This window comes from Sphingomonas sp. BE138 (assembly GCF_031456125.1).
Classification (GTDB): Bacteria; Pseudomonadota; Alphaproteobacteria; order Sphingomonadales; family Sphingomonadaceae; genus Sphingomonas.
The window spans coordinates 38,128-55,907 of the sequence record NZ_JAVDUC010000011.1; the positions used below are offsets into that span (position 1 = coordinate 38,128).

The following is a 17,780-nucleotide window of genomic DNA, read 5'->3' on the forward strand; positions in this document are numbered from 1 at the left end:
GAATCCAGACGCGCTGCCGTCGCGCCTCCATCGCAGAGGCCGGAGGTTCTGGATGCCCGCCTGCGCCGGAATGACGGAAAGGGCGCGCCCATGACCCCCCGCGTCGTCACCCCGCTCCCGCAGCTCAAGGACGCCCAGCTTCAGGCCAGCCGCCCGGAGGCGCACGTCTGGCTCTCCGCCTCGGCCGGCACCGGCAAGACGCAGGTGCTGGCCGCGCGCGTCTTCCGCCTGTTGCTGCGCGACGTCGAACCCGGCGCGATCCTGTGCCTCACCTTCACCAAGGCGGGCGCGGCGGAGATGGCGGCGCGCGTCAATCGACAGCTCGCCGCCTGGGTGCGGATGCCCGACACCGCGCTCGCCGCCGATCTCGCCGCGCTGGGCGAGCGTCCGACGCCCGCGCTCGTCGCCCGCTCGCGCACCCTGTTCGCGCGCGTCCTCGACGCGCCCGGCGGCGGCCTGCGCATCCAGACCATCCACGGCTTCTGCCAAAGCCTGCTCGCCGCCTTCCCGATCGAGGCCGGGCTCGTCCCCGGCTTCCGCCCGATCGAGCCGCGCGAAGAGGCCTTGCTCCGCCGTCAGGCGCTCTCCGACCTGCTCGTCCAGGCCGAGCGCGAGGGCCGCTCCCGCCCGGTCGAGACGATCGGCGCGCTCAGCGTCCGGCTCGGCGAGCAGGGCGCGGAACAATTCCTCGCCGATTGCGCCCGCGCGCACGACGCGCTGGAGGCGCTGCCCGCCGGCATAACCCCGTTCCTGCGCACCCAGCTTGGCCTGCCGCTCGGCGACGTCGCCGCGCACGTCCGCGCGGCGTGCGAGGACGGCGCAATCGACCGCGCAGCGCTCGACACGCTCGCTGCGCTCAACCGCGCATGGGGCACCAAGAGCGGCATCGACCGCGCCGAGGCGATCGGCGCGTGGCTCGCCGCCGATCCGGACGAGCGCACCGCGACCCTCGATCGCCTGCATCTGGTCTGGGCGAAGAAGGACGGCGATCCGCTGTCGTTCGGCAAGGGACGCGCCCCCGCGGACGCCGATTACGCCGACCATGCGATGCGGATGCACGGCTGGTGCGGCGAACTCCTGTCGCTGCGCATCCGTGTCGCCTATGCCGACATGCTCGGCGCCGCGCTGGAGGTCGGGCGCGACTATGCACGCGGCTATGCCGCGGCGAAGCGCCGCAGCGGCGCGGTCGACTTCAACGACCTGATCGACGCGGCGGTCGCGCTGCTGCGACAGGAGGGGATCGGCGAATGGATCCGCTACAAGCTCGACCAGATCACCGAGCACGTGCTGGTCGACGAGGCGCAGGACACCAACGTGGCGCAATGGACGATCATCCGCGCGCTGGTCGACGAATATTTCGTCGGACGCGGCGTCTATGCGCCCTCGGTGCGGACGCTGTTCACGGTCGGTGACCTGAAACAGGCGATCTTCGGTTTCCAGGGCACCGATCCGATCAACTTCCTTGCCGCCGAACGCTATTTTGCCGACCGCGCGCGCGATGTCGCGGGTGACGACCTGATGCCCGACGACGAACGCGGGCTGCCGTTCGACCGTCTGTCCCTGACCGACTCGTTCCGCTCGACGGCGCCGGTCCTGGAGTTCGTCGATCAGGCGATCGCGACGGTCGGCGCCGGCGGCCTCGGCGCGGCGGAGGACATTCCGCCGCACGCCAGCCGCGTTACCGGGCCGGGCGCCGTCGTCCTCTGGCCACCGATCTCGGCCGGCGCGATCGAGGCGGAGGGCTCCGACATGGGTGGAGGGGGCGAGGAAGGCTGGATCGACGACGCCGTCCGCGCCAACGCCACCCGCATCGCGCAGGCGGTGAAGCGCTGGCTCGGGCCGGTCGAACATGGCGGGTTGATGCTCGACAGCAAGGGCCGCCGCCTCCGCCCGGAGGACGTGATGATCCTGGTCAAGCGCCGCGGCGAACTCGCGCAATTGCTCGTGGCGCGGCTCTACGCCGAGGGCGTGCCCGTCGCGGGCGTCGACCGCCTCCGCCTGTCCGCGCCGCTGGCGGTGCAGGATCTGCTCGCCGCGGTGCGCTTCGTCCTTCAGCCCGATGACGACCTCAGCCTCGCCAGCCTGCTCGTCTCGCCGCTGATCGGCTGGACGCAGCAGCAGTTGATGGAACGCGCGGTCGAACGGCAGGGGTCGCTGTGGCGGCACCTGTCGCGTCACCACGGGACCCAGGTCGCGGCGCTCGCCGATCTGCTCGCCAGCGCCGATTTCGACACGCCGTATCGCTTCCTCGAAATGCTGCTGTCCGGCCCGCTCGACGGCCGCCGCAAGCTGCTGGCGCGACTGGGCGAGGAAGCGCGCGACCCGATCGAGGAATTGCTCAACGCCGCGCTCGATTTCGAGACCGGCTCCACGCCATCGCTGCAACGCTTCCTCGACTGGTTCGAACGCGACGAGGTGGAGATCGTGCGCGACGCCGCCGCACCGCTCGACGCGGTGCGCGTCATGACCGCGCACGGCGCCAAGGGCTTGCAGGCGCCGCTGGTGATCCTCGCCGACGCCACCGCCGACCCCGACGCATCCCCGCGCTCGACGCTGATGTGGACGCCCGACGGGCTGGACAAGCCGATCCCGGTCTTCCGCCCGCGCACCGCAGAGCGCGCCGGCGCGATCGACGCCGCGCTCGTCCAGGTCGAGGAGCGCGAGCGGCAGGAACATTGGCGGCTCTTCTATGTCGCGGCCACCCGCGCCGAGGAACGACTGGTGATCGCCGGCTCGCTGAGCGCCAAGTGGCAGGGCGTGCCGCCCGAGGCGAGCTGGTACGCCGCCGCCGCGCGCACGCTCGATGCACTCGGCGTCGCGGGCGAGGACGAGCGCATCTTCACCGGGCGCAACCCCGCCAGGCCCGTCGCCGCGAAGGGCGGGGCGGGGGACACCGACGAGGCGGCGCTGGCGCTCCCCGACTGGGCACGCCGCCCCGCGCCCGAGGACGCGAAGCCGCCGCGCCCGCTGACGCCGTCCTCGGTCGGCGACGACGCGGTCAGCGACGCGCCGCCCGCCCCCGCCGCGCGCGATGCGGCGGCGCGCGGCACGCTGATGCACGCGCTGTTCGAGCGCCTGCCGCCGCTCGCCCCGGCGCTGCGCGAGGCGGCGGCGCTGCGCTGGCTCGGCGCGCGCGGCGTCGCCGATCCGCACGACGTGCTCGCGCCGGTGATGGCGGTGCTGGGCGACCCCGCCCATGCCGCGCTGTTCGGCCCCGATGCGCTTGCCGAGGCGCCGATCGCCGCCACGCTGCCCAGCGGCCGGGTCATCTCCGGCACGATCGACCGGCTGCTGGTCGCAGGCGGCGTGGTCCGCGCGATCGACTACAAGACCGGGCGCAGCGTCCCCGCCGGGGTCGCCGACGTCCCCGACTATCACCTGCGCCAGATGGCCGCCTATCACGCCGCGCTGGAGGTGATCTTCCCCGGCACCCGCGTCGAGGTGGCGCTGCTCTACACCGCCGCGCCGCGGTTGATCGAGTTGCCCGCCGATCTGCTGGAGCCGGTCAAGCGCCGCTTTTCGGGGCCGGAGCAAAGCTTGCCGCCCGGCGGTTGAGCCGACACGCGCGGCACCCTAGTTTTACGGCATCCAAGGAGAACGACATGCCCACCAAGAAGATCACCGACGCCAGCTTCCAGACCGACGTGCTGTCCGCGGACAAGCCGGTACTGGTCGATTTCTGGGCGGAATGGTGCGGCCCGTGCAAGATGATCGGCCCGTCGCTGGAGGAAATCAGCGAGGAACTGGGCGAGCAGGTGACGATCGCCAAGCTCAACATCGACGAGAACCCCGACGCACCGGGCCAGTACGGCGTGCGCGGCATCCCGACGATGATCCTGTTCAAGGGCGGCGTCCCCGCCGCGACCAAGGTCGGCGCCGAACCGAAGGGCCGCATCAAGGCGTGGCTGGAGGGCGAACTGGGCTGATCGACCGTCACGGCGACGGCACGACAGCGGGCGGTGGCGCAGGCGTCACCGCCCGTTGTCGTGCGTGCAGCGGATGCGCGCACGACGAAGCCTGTCACCCTTCGTCGTACCGTGCCCTTGCTGCCAGGAACCGCGCGAACAGCTCGGCGGGATCGATATCGAGCGCATCGGCGATGTCGCAGAACTCGATGACGTCGACCCGCCGTTCGCCGCGTTCGATCAACGAGATGACCGGCTGGGGGCGGCCCAGCTTCTTGGCCAGCTGTGCTTGCGTCATGCCGGCGCGACTGCGCGCACCGGCGAGCAGCTGGGCAAGTTCGCGACCTGCGCTGGAGAAGAGGGTCTTGGCCAAACTGGAAGCGCACCTTGTGCAGCTTCCATTAGGACGATGAGCGTGTTATTCGATTTTCATATATTAATCTGAGCCTGCGGATACCGCGCGATGCCCTTGAGATCGGATGAACTTCCTGCGCGGACCAGCCGACTCGCCGACATCGTGGTCTGGGTGATCGCAGGCGCGGCATGCGGCGTGTTCTGGCGCGAGCTGGTGGAACTTCTTCTCCGCCTGTTCCGGTAACGCCACGGCATCGACGGCGGAACGCGCATCAGGGAGCGCGGTCGCGGAAGGTGCGCCGACGTCGCGCCTCGACAGCTTCGGGCGAACGACCGGTGATGATCAAGGCTGGGGGACGAGGACCGTCAGCTCCGATAGTCCGCGTTGATCGAAATGTAGCCGTGCGTCAGGTCGCAGGTCCACACCGTCGCGCGGCCGTCGCCCAGCCCCAGGTCGACCCCGATCTCGACCTCCCGACCCTTCAGGTGCGCCGCCACCGGCGCCTCGTCATAGCCGGTCACCGCCAGCCCGCCCTCCGCGACCTGCGTCGCACCGAAGCGGATCGCCAGCCGGTCGCGCTCCGCCGGCTCGCCCGCCTTGCCGACTGCCATCACGACGCGGCCCCAATTGGCGTCCTCGCCCGCGATCGCGGTCTTCACCAGCGGCGAGTTGGCGATCGACATCGCGACGCGGTGTGCCGAACGGTCGCTTTCCGCACCCTCGACCGTCACCTCGATCAGCTTCGTCGCGCCCTCGCCATCGCGGACCACCAGCAGCGCGAGCTGCCGGCAGATATCGGCCAGCGCGGCGCGGAACGCGTCCGCCCCGTCGCTGTCGTCGTCGGCCAGCGGCACGTTCCCCGCGGCCCCGGTCGCGAACGCCAGCACCGTGTCGCTGGTCGAGGTGTCGCCGTCGACCGTGATGCACGAGAAGGTCCGCGCGTTCGCCGCCGACAGCGCCGCTTGCAGGAACGGCGCCTCGACCGCCGCGTCGGTGAAGATGAAGCCCAGCATCGTCGCCATGTCGGGCGCGATCATCCCCGATCCCTTGATGATCGCCGCGATCGTGATCGTCCGCCCGTCGACCACCGCGGTCGCGCTCGCCCCCTTCGGATAGGTGTCGGTCGTCCCGATCGTTTCCGCCGCCTGTCGCCAGTCCGCCTCCGGCGCCACGAAGGCGGCGGCGAGCCCGGCCTGCGCCTTGTCGATCGGCAGCGGCACGCCGATTACGCCGGTCGAGGCGACGAACACGTCGGACGGCCGGCACCCGATCGCCTGTGCGGTCTGCGCCGCGATCGCCTCCACCGCCTCGCGCCCGCGATGCCCGGTGAAGGCGTTGGAATTGCCCGCATTGACCACCAGCGCGCGCGCCTCGCCGAGCACCAGCGCGCGGCGGCACCATTCCACCTCCGGCGACGGGCATTTCGATTGCGTCAGCACCCCCGCCACGGTGGTGCCCGGCGCCAGTTCGGCGAAGGTCAGGTCGGTGCGATCCCACGCCTTGTACTGCGCCCGCGCGACGCGCAGGCGAACGCCCGCGACCGGCGGCATGTCGGGGAAGGGCGTGGCGAGCGGGGAGACGGCGTGCGACATGCGCGTCGCTCTACCGGCGCGACGAGCGGATTTCACCATTTGCTTGGACGCGGTTTCAACAAAATGTTGAGGATCGCGGCGGAGAGCCTATGTCGGAACCCGCATGAACCTGCTGCTGCTCCTCTCCGCGCTGCTTTCCGCGCTGACCGGCGTGAGCAGCAGCGCGCGCCAGCCGCAGGTGGCGCAGGCGGTCGCGCAGCAGGTCAACGCCGCGGCGATCGCCTCTGCCGCGCGCCGAATTGCGGCGCGGCCGGTGCAGATGCCGCCGCGGCTGGTCGACAGCGGCGCTGCGCCGCTCGCCCGCATGTTTGCGCTGACGGCGGTCGAGCCGACCTACGCGAGCCGCCGGCGCGAATAGCGCCGCCTCGCGTCCCCCCGTCACCCTTTCCTGCGCGGCCGCCCGACACCGGCGTGCCTGCGTCGCTTCCAGATACAGGATCACGCCCATGTTCGGCGGTATTGCCAAGTCGCTTTTCGGTTCGTCCAACGACCGCTACGTCAAGTCGCTCAACCCGACGCTCGCCAGGATCGCCTCCTACGAGCCTGCGCTCCAGGCGATGGACGACGCCACGCTGGCGCACCAGACCGTGCTGTTCCGTGAACGGCTGGCGAACGGCGAGACGCTCGACCAGCTCCTGCCCGAGGCGTTCGCGACCGTCCGGGAGGCGGCGACGCGCGTCCTGGGGCAGCGCCACTATGACGTGCAGATGATCGGCGGCATCGTCCTCCACCGCGGCGAGATCGCCGAGATGCGCACCGGCGAAGGCAAGACGCTGGTGGCGACGCTCGCCACCTATCTGAACGCGCTGCCGGGCGAGGGCGTCCACGTCATCACCGTCAACGACTATCTCGCCAGCCGCGACGCCGACTGGATGGGCCGCGTCTATCGCTTCCTGGGGCTGACCACCGGCGTGATCGTGCCGAACCTGTCGGACGAGGAGCGCCGCAACGCCTATGCCGCCGACATCACCTACGGCACGAACAACGAATTCGGCTTCGACTATCTGCGCGACAATATGAAGTACGAGCGCAGCCAGATGGTGCAGCGCCCGTTCGCGATGGCGATCGTCGACGAGGTCGATTCGGTGCTGATCGACGAGGCGCGCACCCCGCTCATCATCTCCGGCCCGACCGACGACAAGTCCGAGCTGTACATCGGCGTCGACGCGATCGTGAAGCAATTGTCCGAAGAGGATTACGAGAAGGACGAGAAGCAGAAGTCGATCGTCCTGACCGAGGACGGCACCGAGCGTGCCGAGCGGATGCTGGAGGCCGCCGGGCTGCTCCAGGGCGCGAACCTCTACGACTTCGAAAACACGCAGGTGGTCCACCACCTGAACCAGGCGCTGCGCGCGAACGCGATGTTCAAGCGCGACACCGATTACATCGTCAAGGACGGCAAGGTCGTCATCATTGACGAGTTCACCGGGCGCATGATGGACGGTCGCCGCTGGTCGGATGGTCTCCACCAGGCGGTCGAGGCCAAGGAGGGCGTGCAGATCGAGCCCGAGAACCAGACGATGGCTTCGATCACCTTCCAGAATTATTTCCGCATGTACCCGAAGCTGGCGGGGATGACCGGCACTGCCGCGACCGAGGCGGCCGAGTTCTACGACATCTACAAGATGAACGTCGTCACGATCCCGACGAACCGCCCGGTCAATCGCGTCGACGAGGAAGACGAATTCTACAAGGACACGCAGGACAAGTTCCGCGCGATCGCCAAGAAGATTCGCGAACATGCCGAAACGGGGCAGCCGGTGCTCGTCGGCACCGTGTCGATCGAGAAGTCGGAACTGCTCAGCGAATTCCTGCGCCAGGAAGGCGTCGACCATTCGGTCCTCAACGCGCGCTACCACGAGCGTGAGGCGCATATCGTCGCGCAGGCCGGCCGGCTCGGCGCGGTGACGATCGCCACCAACATGGCGGGCCGCGGCACCGACATCCAGCTCGGCGGCAATCTGGAGATGCGCGTCGAGGATGAACTCGCCGGTATGCCGGACGGGCCGGAACGCGATCAGGCGGTGGAGCAGATCCGCGCCGAGATCGCCGCCGAGAAGCAGAAGGTGCTGGAAGCCGGCGGCCTGTTCGTGCTCGGCACCGAACGCCACGAAAGCCGCCGCATCGACAACCAGCTGCGCGGGCGCGCGGGTCGTCAGGGCGATCCGGGGCTCAGCCGCTTCTATCTCTCGCTCGACGACGATCTGCTGCGCATCTTCGGGCCGGACACGCTGTTCGCCAAGATGATGCGCAACAACATCAACGACGGCGAGGCGATCGGCAGCAAGTGGCTGACCAAGGCCATCGAGACCGCACAGAAGAAGGTCGAGGCGCGCAACTACGACATCCGCAAGCAGGTCGTCGAATATGACGACGTGATGAACGACCAGCGCAAGGTGATCTACGAACAGCGCGCCGACATCATGGATGCCGATACGGTCGGCGACGTGGTGACCGACATGCGCGCCGAGACGGTCAACGCGATCGTCGGCGAGGCGTGCCCGCCCAATTCCTATCCCGAGCAATGGGATGTCGAGGGGATGAAGACGCGGCTCGCCGACGTGCTGAACCTGACCCCGCCGGTCGACGACTGGCTCAAGGAAGACGCGGTCGATCCGGAGATCGTGACCGAGCGCGTCCAGGCCGAAGCCGACGCGATGGTCGAGGCGAAGGCCGCGGAGCTCGACCCCGCGACGTGGACGCAGGTCGAGAAGTCGATCCTGCTCCAGAACCTCGACCATCACTGGAAGGAGCATCTGTCGACGCTCGACGCGCTGCGCCAGGTCGTCCACCTGCGCGCCTATGCGCAAAAGACGCCGATCAACGAGTATAAGCAGGAGGCGTTCAACCTCTTCCAGCGGATGCTCGACGCGATCCGCGAGGACGTGACGCGCACGATCGCCTTTGCGCAGTTCCAGATGCAGGCACCGCCGCCGCTGCCCGACCTGCCGGACTTCATCACCACGCATTTCGACCCGTTCACCGGCGAGGACAATTCGAACGACATCGACGCCGGCACGCGCGGGCTGGTAACGACCACGATCCCGCCGCTCCAGATCCCGCAACCGACCGCCGCCGACCTCGGCGACGATCCGGCGAGCTGGGACGGCGTCGTCAGCCGCAATGCGCCGTGCCCGTGCGGGTCGGGCCGCAAGTACAAGCACTGCCACGGCGCCGCCTGACGACGCCCGTGCCGGGGAGGGTGGCACCACGCCACGCTCCCTGCGTGCGGGCTTCGGAAGGGCGCGCTGGTGTCGCCTGGCGAGCGGCATGCTCCCGAAATTCGGCAGACGGGCGACAAGCGCGCCAGCGCGCGTTTCTCGACTGGCTGGATCGTCGGTCGCGCGTTCCCTGGGCCGCTATTTTCGCGTCACCCGTGACACCCCGGACGTTATCGACGACACCGGGCGCTCCCGCCGGTGGTTGGTCCCTGTCGCGAGCAGACGGCCCCAACTGATCGCCATCTGCTCCGAGAGCCACCCAACGCGCGAGCCCACGCCTGTGTTCAGGCGATCAAGCCGGACGCAGCGCTTCTCACTGATGGGTGCACGCCTCCGCCGACGTCATCGCGCTGGTGCAACAGTCAAGTGCCTCAACTCACGTCGAAACAGCGGCACTCGCGCCGACGACGCACAAAAAAATAGCGGCCCGAAGGCCGCTATTCCCTGCTTCCAAGAGGGAAGCGTAACAGCTTAGTTGCTGTCCGAGCTGTCGTCTTCGTCAGCGACGACGACGATGCCGGCGACAACCGCCGCAGCCGCCAGAACGGCGACGATCACGCCGCCACCGGCGAGCTCGTTCTTCTTGGCCGACGGAGCCGACGCGCGGACCGACTTGGCAACCGACAGGCTCGCCGCCGAGTTGGCAGGCGCAGCCATCGCCGGAGCGACCGCCATCGTGGCGGCGGCAGCAGCGAGCATGTACTTTGCAATACGCATGATGAACTCCCTTTGCGTGCAGGGCATCTCATAGCCGCGATGTCGGAAATTGCAAGCGCGGATTGCCGCGTTGCATCATGTGTTCAGAACCCAGGTCTCGCTGCGCTCGATCCCCAAAGCTGTAAGCTTTCCAGACATATAGGCGCCGGTGTCCACGCCGATGCGGTTCGGGCGGCGATCGACGTCGGGGGTGATGGTGTGGCCGTGCACCACCATCTTGGGGTGCGGCGCCCGATGCTCCAGGAAGCTGTCGCGAATCCAGCGCAGATCGGCGGGCTTCTGCTCGTCAAGCGGAACGTCGGGCCGGATGCCGGCGTGGACGAAAACGTAATCGCCCGACACGATCATGTCCTCCAGCCCCTCGAGAAAGGCACGGTGCTCGGCCGGCACAAGCGTGTCCATCCGCGCGGCAAGCTGCGGATAATCCAGGGAATCATATTCATCGCGCGCGATGCCGTAGCTCAGCACCGTCTCCTTGCCGCCGACCCGGCAGAACATCCGCAACGCGTCCTTTGCGCCGGACAGGGCGTGGAGGAAGAGTTCTTCGTGGTTGCCTTTCAGGATGCGGACGTTGGGGCGGGTGCGCGACAGGGTCAGCAGGCGATCGACCACGCCGGCCGAATCGGGGCCGCGGTCGACGAGATCGCCGAGGAAGATCAACGACGTATCGGCCGGACCTCGCGCGGCGTCGTCGGCATCGATCATCGCGAGCAGCCGGTCGAGCTCCGCAAGGCATCCGTGAATGTCGCCAATGGCATAGATCCGGCTGTTCTCGGCGGGTGCGAAGACGGCGGGCGCGGGGGCGCGGGACGAACGGAGCAGCTTCTTGAGCATGAAAGACGCAAAACCAGCGATGTCGGGGACACGCCGGTGCTTAAGCGCGTGCGAAAATCATCGCAAGCGTGCAGTGGCAACGCCCAAAATAGCACCGTGTTTTCGTTGGGGTTTCGTTTCGGTAACGAATTGCGGTGCCCGGCCGCCATCGGTACACAGCGCGCGCCAACAGGAGGACCGAATGACCATCAAGCCGGTACGCAAGGCGATATTCCCCGTCGCGGGGCTGGGCACGCGCTTCCTGCCAGCCACCAAGGCGATGCCGAAGGAAATGCTGACGGTCGTCGACAAGCCGCTGATCCAATATGCGGTCGAGGAGGCGCTGGAGGCCGGGATCGAGCAGATCATCTTCGTCACCGGCCGCGGCAAGGGCGCGCTGGAGGACCATTTCGACATTTCGTTCGAACTGGAGACGACGATGCGCGCGCGCGGCAAGAGCCTGGCGCTGATCGAGAACATCCGCCAGCAGCCCGGCTCGCCGGTGTATGTCCGCCAGCAGGAACCGCTGGGGCTGGGCCATGCGGTGTGGTGCGCGCGCGACATCGTCGGGGACGAGCCGTTCGCGGTGCTGCTGCCCGACGAGTTGATGGTCGGTACGCCCAACTTCATGGCGCAGATGGTCGAGGCGTATGACAAGGTCGGCGGCAACGTCATCGGCGCGCTGGAAGTCGCGCCCGAGGAAACCGACAAATACGGCATCATCTCGCCCGGCGCGCGCGACGGCGCGCTGACCGAGGTGACCGCGCTGGTCGAGAAGCCCGCCAAGGGCAGCGCGCCGTCCAACCTGATGATCCCGGGCCGCTACATCCTGCAGCCCGAAGTCATGAAGATCCTGGATGCCAAGGAGAAGGGCGCGGGCGGCGAGATCCAGCTGACCGACGCGATGGCCAAGCTGATCGGGCAACAGCCGTTCCACGGCTTCACCTTCAACGGCGAACGCTACGATTGCGGCGACAAGACCGGGTTCGTCTCCGCCAACCTCGCACTGGCGCTGGGGCGCGACGATATCGGACCGGCGGTGCGTGCCTTCGCCGAGAAGCGGCTCGGTTGACGCTTTACCCGCGTGTCGCGCCGCAAGCGCGGCATGCGGGATCCGGCGGCAGCGCCAGCGTGCGGAAGCGCAGCGACAGGAAGTCGAGCAGCACCAGCCGTCCCGCGCTGTCGTCGCCGAACGGCACGACCTGCCGGATCGCCTCCAGCGCGGCCATGCTGCCGACGATCCCGGTGACCGGGCCGAGCACGCCTTCCTCGGCGCAGGTCAGCGCGTCGCGCGCCGGTGCGTCGCCGACGAAGCAGCGGTAGCAGGGCTTGCCCTCCTCCCAGCCGCGGAACACGCCGAGCTGCCCCTCGAACCGCCCCACCGCCGCGGAGACGAGCGGGATGCGGTGCGCGAGCGCCGCATCGGCGACCAGCAGCCGGGTGTCGAAATTGTCGCAGCCGTCGACGATCACCGCCGGCGCGTCGTCGAGCAACAGCGCGAGATTGTCGGCGGCCAGCCGCGCGACATGCGCGACGGCAGCGACATGCGGGTTGATACGCCGCACGACCTCGGCGGCCAGCTCCGCCTTGGGACGACCGACGTCGGCGGTGGAGAACAGCGTCTGGCGTTGCAGGTTGCTGAGGTCGACGCGGTCGTCGTCGACGATGGTCAGCCGTCCTACCCCGGCCGCGGCGAGATACTGGATCAGCGGCGAGCCGATCCCGCCCGCGCCGACCACCGCGACATGCGCGCGCGCCAGCCGCTGCTGCCCGCTGCCGCCGATCTCCGGCAGGACGATGTGGCGCGCGTAGCGGGTAAGTTCGTCGGCGGTGAGCGTCATGGCGTGGCTTACGGCCGGCAGGTCAGGGCTGGCTCAGCGCGACGCTGGTCACGTACCAGGTGTCGCTGGTCGGCGGGCGAACAGAGTCCCGCGCCGCGCGCAGCACGATGCCGGCCGCGAACTGCTCGACCGACGGGCAGCCGATCGCGCGCGGCACGATCCGCCGCACGCGGCCATTGGGGGCGACCAGCACCGCGAGATCGAGCGGTGGGGCGCCATCGGCCAGCACGCAGCGCCCGGCCTGCACCTCGCGCTGCACGAACTCCTTGAGCTGTACCGGCGCGGTCGCAGCGGGCCCGAGCGAGAGCCGCGGCAACGCATCCGAATGCGTCGGCGGCGCCAGCGCCAGCGCCTGGCCGGCGAGCAGGATCGCCACGCCGATCACCGGCCGGTCGACCCGAAACCGCGCTCGCCGCGCGCGGTGGCGTCGAGCGTGTCGACCTCAGTCAGCGCGGCCACCGTAACCGCGGCGGGCACCAGCTGCGCGATCCGCTCGCCACGCCGGACCTCGAACGGTTCGCTGCCCAGGTTGGCGAGGATCACCTTGATCTCGCCGCGATAATCGGCGTCGATCGTGCCCGGCGTGTTGAGGCAGGTGATGCCGTGCTTGAGCGCCAGCCCGGAGCGGGGGCGAACCTGTACCTCATAGCCTTCGGGAATCGCGATCGCGAAGCCGCTGGCGACCGCGTGGCGCGCGCCGGGGGCGAGCGTCACGTCCTCGGCCGCGACGACGTCCATGCCGGCGGCACCCGGCGTCGCATAGCCGGGCAACGGCAACCCTTCGCCATGCGGCAGGCGGCGCAGCAGGATGGAAACTGGTTCAGAGGGCATCGGCAATCCGGTCCGCAAGTCGTTCCGCCACCAGGCGTTTGGGAAGGCGCTCCCAGCTTTCGACGCCATCGTCGGTGACGAGGTGGACGGTATTGGCATCGCCGCCCATGACATCGCCGGATACGTCGTTCGCGACGATCCAGTCGGCGCCCTTGCGCCGCCGCTTGGCCTGCGCATGGTCCAGCACCTGTTCGGTTTCGGCCGCGAACCCGATCAGCAATCGCGGCCGCCGGACATCCTGCGCCAGCGTGGCGAGGATATCGACATTGCGCGCCAGCCGCAACGGCGCGGGGGCATCGTCGCCCTTCTTCAGCTTCTGCGCCGCGACATCCGCGGCGCGCCAGTCGGCGACGGCCGCGACCATTACCGCCGCGTCGGCGGGCAGGGCGGCGGCGACCGCCTCCGACATCTGCTGCGCGGTTTCGACGTCGTGACGCGCGACGCCGGCAGGCGTGGGCAGGTCGACGGGCCCGGCCACCAGCGTGACGCGCGCGCCGCGCCGCGCCAGCGCGGCGGCGATCGCGAAGCCCTGCTTCCCCGACGACCGGTTCGCGATGTAGCGGACGGGGTCGATCGGCTCGTGAGTGGGGCCGGCCGTGACGAGGATGTGGCGCCCGTGCAGGCGGCGGTCGCCCGTGCCTAACTTCCGCTCGATCGCGGCGACGATCGCGGGCACCTCCGGCAGCCGGCCGGGGCCGAACTCCCCGCACGCCATCGCGCCCTCGTCAGGCTCCATCACCTGTATGCCGTCGCTGCGCAGCTGCGCGACGTTGCGCTGCGTCGCGGGGTGGCGCCACATGCGCACGTTCATCGCGGGCGCGACCAGCACCGGCTTGTCGGTCGCGAGCAGCAAGGTGGTGGCGAGATCGTTCGCCAGGCCACCGGCCATGCGCGCGATCAGATCGGCGGTACCGGGGACGACGACCAGCAGGTCGGCCTCGCGGCTGAGCCGGATATGGCCCATCTCCGCCTCGTCCTTCAGGTCCCACAAGGTGGTGTGGACCTTGTTCTCGCTCAGCGCGGCAAGCGTCATCGCGGTGACGAAATGCGCGCCGCCTTCCGTCAGCACGCAGCGCACGTCATGCCCGGCGCGGCGCAGCTCGCGGATCAGCTCGCAGGCCTTGTAGGCGGCGATCCCGCCCCCGACGATCAGCAGGATCCGCTTCATCGCACCACCTTATCGCACCACCCGCGTCACCGTGATCCGGCGCCGGTCGCGCGCGGCGCGCACGAGGTCGGCGAGCGCGGCGGGCGCCAGGGCCAGCCCCGGCGCGACCAGTGCCACCGGGAGGGTGGCCGAGCGCAGCCCGCCGACGCCGTCGAGCGCGACGCCCGCGATCATGACCCCGAGCACACGCGGCCCGATCGCGTCGCCGACCGTCGCCCAGCCCAGCGCGGCGAGCAGCAGGAGCGGGGCGGCGAGCCCCGCGGGCACGTCCGGGAAGGCCGCGCCGACCAGCCGCGCCAGCGCCGGCCCGACCGGCATCGTGTCGGGAGGCAGCAACACGCCCGACAGCGCGTGGAGGTGGAGCGCGAGCACAGCCGCCGCGACCAGCAGCGCGGCGAGCCACGCCGCCTGCTCGCGCCGGTCGCCGTCGAGCAAGGCGAGCGCGCCCAGCACCGCAATCGTCACCAGCGCGGCCGGGTCGATCAGCGCGGCGGCGCAGGCGACCGCCGCCGCGGCCACGGCTTGCCCGCGATGCCGCACGACGATCGCCAGCGCCGACAGGATCGCCGCTGCCGCCGCATGCGGCGCCGCCAGCCACAGCGCCGCGCTCGCGACGATGCCTGCGGCGAGCAGGCTGACCGCCAGCAGCGCGGCCGAGCTGCGCGACAGCAAGGCGCCGATGCGCAAGCCGCCGGCCCAAAGCAGGATCGTCAGCGCCGCCGCGACCAGCGCGGTCGTCGCCCATGCGGGCAGCGCCGCCTCGACCACCGCCAGCGCCGGGGGCAGCAGCCGCGCGGCGCACGCATCGGGTTCGGCGCGCAGCAGGTCGCGGACGACGTCGTAGAAGTCGCCGCCGTGCCGGATCGTCGCGACCACCGCATCGTGGAGGAACTCGGGCGGGGTCGGCGCGGCAGGGACCGCGAGGGCCGCCGCGATCGTCAGCATGACGACGGCGGCAAGGATCAGGCGCGCGGGGCGGCGCGCGACACCGGTCAGCCGACCGGGCGCGCTCAGCCAGCGTCCGCGCGCCCCCGCCGCTACCATCCGCCCGCCACGACCATGCCGACCACTCCGGCCGCCGCGCCGAGCGCCGCGACCAGCGCATAGCGCCAGCCGCCGCCGACGCGCACGCGCTCGATCTCGCGCAGCGGCGGGCGCGGGGGCGCGCCGCCGGGGGCGGGGTAGCGCGCCTCGATCCGTCGGACGAGGTCGGGAAGCCGCGCGAGCGTGCGCACGTCCTGCACCAGCCGGTCGGCGATCGCGGCTTCCGGGCCCAGCTCGGTGCGGATCCAGTCCTCGACCAGCGGGGCGGCGGTGACCCACAGATTGATGTCGGGGTCGAGCGCGGTCGCGACGCCTTCGACCATCACCATCGTCTTCTGGAGCAGCAGCAGGTGCGGCTGCGTCACCATGTCGAAGTCGCGGGTGATGCCGAACAGGCCGTCGAGCATCATGCCGATCGACATGTCCTTGACCGGCAGCCCGCGCATCGGCTCGCCCACCGCGCGCAGGGCGGTGGCGAACTCCTCGACGCTGTGGTGCGCGGGGACGTATTGCGCCTCGAAATGGATTTCGGCGACCCGCCGGTAATTGCCGGTGATCAGGCCGTAGAGGATCTCGGCCAGCCAGACCCGCGCGCGGCGATCGATCCGCCCCATGATACCGAAGTCGATCGCCGCGACGCCGTTGCCGGGCACCGCGAAGAGATTGCCCTGGTGCATGTCGGCATGGAAGAAGCCGTCGGCGATCGCCTGGCGCAGGAAGGCGTGGACCAGCACGCGCGCCAGCTCGGGCAGGTCGTAGCCGGCAGCGACGAGCGCGGCGCGGTTGGACAGCTTGATGCCGTCGATCCACTCGATCGTCAGCACCTTGCCCGTGGTGCGCGCCCAGTCGACCGCGGGGACGAAGAAGCTCGGCTCCGACGTCATCGTCTCGGCGAGTTCGGAGGCCGAGGCGGCTTCGCGCGTGAAGTTCAGCTCGCGCGCGGTCCAGCGCTTGAAGGTCTCGATGACGAGGCGCGGCTGGAGGCGCGCGATCTCGCCGCCCATCGGCTCGATCTGCGCCGCGGCCCATTCGTAGGTCTCGATCGCGCGCGCGAAATCCTCCTCGACGCCCGGCCGCTGCACCTTCACCGCGACGCGGCGGCCATCGGTGGTGACCGCGCGGTGGACCTGCGCGATCGAGGCGGCGCCGACCGGGACCTCCTCGATCTCGGCGAACAGCGTCTCCAGCGGGCGGCCGAAGCTGGTGCGCATCGTCTGCGCGATCGTCGCGAACGGCACCGGCGGAACCGCGTCCTGAAGGCGCAGCAGGTCGGCGGCGGCGGCGTCGCCGACCAGGTCGGGGCGGGTGGCGAGCGTCTGGCCGAACTTGATGGCGGCCGGCCCCAGCGCCTCGAACGCGTCGGCGTAGCGCGGCACTTCCGGAACGCGCGCGCCGAACCGGGCGAGGCGCAGCAGCCGGCGCAGCCGCGGCGGGGTGTTCAGGTCGCGCTCCAGCCCGCGCAGCGCGCCGTGGCGCGCCAGCGTCCGGCCCCAGGTCAGGAGCCGCCAGGTGTGGACGATGGGGGAGGTCAAATCTTCCAGCCGCTGTGGATCGCCACCAGCCCGCCCATGATCGGCTCGACCCGCGTCTGCACGAACCCGGCATCGGCCACCATCCGCTCGAACGTCGGCATGTCGGGAAAACGGCGGATCGATTCGATGAGATAGCGGTAGCTGTCGGCGTCGTTGGCTAGCAGCTGCCCGAGCCTGGGCACCATATGGTGCGAATAGGCGTCGTAGACGTCCGAGAAGCCCGGCCAGGTGTTGGTCGAGAATTCGAGGCAGAAGAAGCGCCCGCCGCGCCGCAGCACGCGGTGGGCCTCGCGCAGCGCCTTGGGAATGTCGGTCACGTTGCGGATGCCGAACGCGATCGTATAGGCATCGAAGAAGCGGTCGGGGAAGGTCAGCGTCTCGGCATTGGCCTCGGTCCAGACCAGGCCGTCCAGCCCGCGTTCCTGCGCGCGGCCGATCCCGACCTCCAGCATCTCCGGATTGATGTCGGCGACGGTGATCGACGCGCCGCTTTCCGCCAGCCGGAACGCGATGTCGCCCGTCCCGCCGGCCATGTCGAGGATCTGCTCAGCCCGGCGCGGCTTCACCCGGCGCACGAAGCGGTCCTTCCACAGCCGGTGCATGCCCGCCGACATCGCATCGTTCATCAGATCGTAGCGGCTGGCGACGTTGGAGAAGACGCCGCGGACGCGCGCGGTCTTTTCGGTGGGGCTGACGTCTTCGTAGCCGAAGGACACGGTTTCGCTCATGCCCGCCGCTCTAGCGGGGCCGGTGCGAAGCGG

The 17,780-nt window shown here is 70.0% G+C and carries 17 protein-coding genes; 6 read left to right on the plus strand and 11 right to left on the minus strand.

Features of this window, described 5'->3' with window-relative positions:
* The first annotated feature begins 90 nt into the window (after positions 1–90).
* Together addA and trxA are read left to right on the plus strand one after the other, a co-directional pair.
* A complete protein-coding gene (gene addA / locus J2Y58_RS13975) occupies positions 91–3,555 on the plus strand; it encodes a double-strand break repair helicase AddA (RefSeq protein ID WP_310104096.1) in 3,465 nt (1,154 codons plus the stop codon).
* Positions 3,556–3,602: 47 nt separating this feature from the next.
* Complete coding sequence (gene trxA / locus J2Y58_RS13980) at positions 3,603–3,926, plus strand: thioredoxin TrxA (protein ID WP_310104099.1); 324 nt, start codon at positions 3,603–3,605, stop codon at positions 3,924–3,926.
* Positions 3,927–4,020: 94 nt separating this feature from the next.
* Here the strand turns inward: trxA and J2Y58_RS13985 are convergent, their stop codons facing one another.
* Positions 4,021–4,278, minus strand: coding sequence for a helix-turn-helix transcriptional regulator (locus J2Y58_RS13985; RefSeq protein ID WP_310104101.1), 258 nt, complete (start codon positions 4,276–4,278; stop codon positions 4,021–4,023).
* A gap of 90 nt (positions 4,279–4,368) precedes the next feature.
* On the opposite strand from J2Y58_RS13985, the gene J2Y58_RS13990 reads away from it, so the two are divergent.
* Positions 4,369–4,503 (plus strand): hypothetical protein, encoded by a 135-nt coding sequence (locus J2Y58_RS13990; protein WP_310104103.1) that lies wholly within the window; start codon positions 4,369–4,371, stop codon positions 4,501–4,503.
* Between the two features lie 122 nt (positions 4,504–4,625).
* On the opposite strand, the gene argJ is transcribed toward J2Y58_RS13990, so the two are convergent.
* On the minus strand, positions 4,626–5,852 hold the full coding sequence (gene argJ, locus J2Y58_RS13995) for a bifunctional glutamate N-acetyltransferase/amino-acid acetyltransferase ArgJ (protein ID WP_310104104.1): 1,227 nt from the start codon (positions 5,850–5,852) through the stop codon (positions 4,626–4,628).
* A gap of 103 nt (positions 5,853–5,955) precedes the next feature.
* Between argJ and J2Y58_RS14000 the strand changes: the two genes are divergently transcribed.
* A complete protein-coding gene (locus J2Y58_RS14000) occupies positions 5,956–6,210 on the plus strand; it encodes a hypothetical protein (RefSeq protein WP_310104106.1) in 255 nt (84 codons plus the stop codon).
* An 88-nt stretch (positions 6,211–6,298) separates the two neighbouring features.
* Positions 6,299–9,034, plus strand: a complete 2,736-nt coding sequence (secA, locus tag J2Y58_RS14005) for a preprotein translocase subunit SecA (protein WP_310104107.1) — start codon at positions 6,299–6,301, stop codon at positions 9,032–9,034.
* 510 nt (positions 9,035–9,544) lie between these two features.
* Here the strand turns inward: secA and J2Y58_RS14010 are convergent.
* Positions 9,545–9,790, minus strand: coding sequence for a hypothetical protein (locus J2Y58_RS14010; protein ID WP_037489251.1), 246 nt, complete (start codon positions 9,788–9,790; stop codon positions 9,545–9,547).
* 75 nt (positions 9,791–9,865) lie between these two features.
* Positions 9,866–10,624, minus strand: coding sequence for a metallophosphoesterase family protein (locus J2Y58_RS14015; protein WP_310104108.1), 759 nt, complete (start codon positions 10,622–10,624; stop codon positions 9,866–9,868).
* A gap of 181 nt (positions 10,625–10,805) precedes the next feature.
* On the opposite strand from J2Y58_RS14015, the gene galU reads away from it, so the two are divergent.
* Positions 10,806–11,675, plus strand: coding sequence for a UTP--glucose-1-phosphate uridylyltransferase GalU (gene galU / locus J2Y58_RS14020; protein WP_310104110.1), 870 nt, complete (start codon positions 10,806–10,808; stop codon positions 11,673–11,675).
* Between the two features lie 4 nt (positions 11,676–11,679).
* On the opposite strand, the gene J2Y58_RS14025 is transcribed toward galU, so the two are convergent.
* From J2Y58_RS14025 to J2Y58_RS14055, 7 genes are read right to left on the minus strand one after another with little or no spacing between them, the layout of a single operon-like run.
* Complete coding sequence (locus J2Y58_RS14025) at positions 11,680–12,444, minus strand: HesA/MoeB/ThiF family protein (RefSeq protein WP_310104112.1); 765 nt, start codon at positions 12,442–12,444, stop codon at positions 11,680–11,682.
* A gap of 22 nt (positions 12,445–12,466) precedes the next feature.
* The gene (locus tag J2Y58_RS14030) at positions 12,467–12,820 is read right to left on the minus strand and encodes a hypothetical protein (RefSeq protein ID WP_310104114.1); all 354 of its coding nucleotides are present in this window, start codon (positions 12,818–12,820) and stop codon (positions 12,467–12,469) included.
* Between the two features lie 5 nt (positions 12,821–12,825).
* Entirely contained in the window at positions 12,826–13,275 is a 450-nt protein-coding gene (gene dut, locus J2Y58_RS14035) for a dUTP diphosphatase (protein WP_310104116.1), read from the minus strand.
* Positions 13,265–14,443 carry a bifunctional phosphopantothenoylcysteine decarboxylase/phosphopantothenate--cysteine ligase CoaBC gene (gene coaBC, locus J2Y58_RS14040; RefSeq protein ID WP_310104118.1) on the minus strand — a complete coding sequence of 393 codons (1,179 nt, stop codon included), beginning with the start codon at positions 14,441–14,443 and terminating at the stop codon, positions 13,265–13,267. The genes dut and coaBC overlap by 11 nt, the downstream gene beginning before the upstream one ends.
* A gap of 9 nt (positions 14,444–14,452) precedes the next feature.
* The gene (locus J2Y58_RS14045) at positions 14,453–15,487 is read right to left on the minus strand and encodes a hypothetical protein (protein ID WP_310104120.1); all 1,035 of its coding nucleotides are present in this window, start codon (positions 15,485–15,487) and stop codon (positions 14,453–14,455) included.
* Positions 15,481–17,019, minus strand: a complete 1,539-nt coding sequence (gene ubiB, locus J2Y58_RS14050) for a 2-polyprenylphenol 6-hydroxylase (RefSeq protein ID WP_310104122.1) — start codon at positions 17,017–17,019, stop codon at positions 15,481–15,483. The genes J2Y58_RS14045 and ubiB overlap by 7 nt, the downstream gene beginning before the upstream one ends.
* Positions 17,016–17,747, minus strand: coding sequence for a class I SAM-dependent methyltransferase (locus J2Y58_RS14055; protein ID WP_310104124.1), 732 nt, complete (start codon positions 17,745–17,747; stop codon positions 17,016–17,018). The genes ubiB and J2Y58_RS14055 overlap by 4 nt, the downstream gene beginning before the upstream one ends.
* Positions 17,748–17,780 lie beyond the last annotated feature (33 nt).

Excerpts from the sequence above, each read along its gene's own strand:
- addA (WP_310104096.1), top strand. The coding sequence starts at position 91 with ATGACCCCCCGCGTCGTCACCCCGCTCCCGCAGCTCAAGGACGCCCAG.
- trxA (WP_310104099.1), top strand. The coding sequence starts at position 3,603 with ATGCCCACCAAGAAGATCACCGACGCCAGCTTCCAGACCGACGTGCTG.
- J2Y58_RS13990 (WP_310104103.1), top strand. The coding sequence starts at position 4,369 with ATGCCCTTGAGATCGGATGAACTTCCTGCGCGGACCAGCCGACTCGCC.
- argJ (WP_310104104.1), bottom strand. The coding sequence starts at position 5,852 with ATGTCGCACGCCGTCTCCCCGCTCGCCACGCCCTTCCCCGACATGCCG.
- J2Y58_RS14000 (WP_310104106.1), top strand. The coding sequence starts at position 5,956 with ATGAACCTGCTGCTGCTCCTCTCCGCGCTGCTTTCCGCGCTGACCGGC.
- secA (WP_310104107.1), top strand. The coding sequence starts at position 6,299 with ATGTTCGGCGGTATTGCCAAGTCGCTTTTCGGTTCGTCCAACGACCGC.
- J2Y58_RS14010 (WP_037489251.1), bottom strand. The coding sequence starts at position 9,790 with ATGCGTATTGCAAAGTACATGCTCGCTGCTGCCGCCGCCACGATGGCG.
- J2Y58_RS14015 (WP_310104108.1), bottom strand. The coding sequence starts at position 10,624 with ATGCTCAAGAAGCTGCTCCGTTCGTCCCGCGCCCCCGCGCCCGCCGTC.
- galU (WP_310104110.1), top strand. The coding sequence starts at position 10,806 with ATGACCATCAAGCCGGTACGCAAGGCGATATTCCCCGTCGCGGGGCTG.
- J2Y58_RS14025 (WP_310104112.1), bottom strand. The coding sequence starts at position 12,444 with ATGACGCTCACCGCCGACGAACTTACCCGCTACGCGCGCCACATCGTC.
- dut (WP_310104116.1), bottom strand. The coding sequence starts at position 13,275 with ATGCCCTCTGAACCAGTTTCCATCCTGCTGCGCCGCCTGCCGCATGGC.
- coaBC (WP_310104118.1), bottom strand. The coding sequence starts at position 14,443 with ATGAAGCGGATCCTGCTGATCGTCGGGGGCGGGATCGCCGCCTACAAG.
- J2Y58_RS14045 (WP_310104120.1), bottom strand. The coding sequence starts at position 15,487 with ATGGTAGCGGCGGGGGCGCGCGGACGCTGGCTGAGCGCGCCCGGTCGG.
- J2Y58_RS14055 (WP_310104124.1), bottom strand. The coding sequence starts at position 17,747 with ATGAGCGAAACCGTGTCCTTCGGCTACGAAGACGTCAGCCCCACCGAA.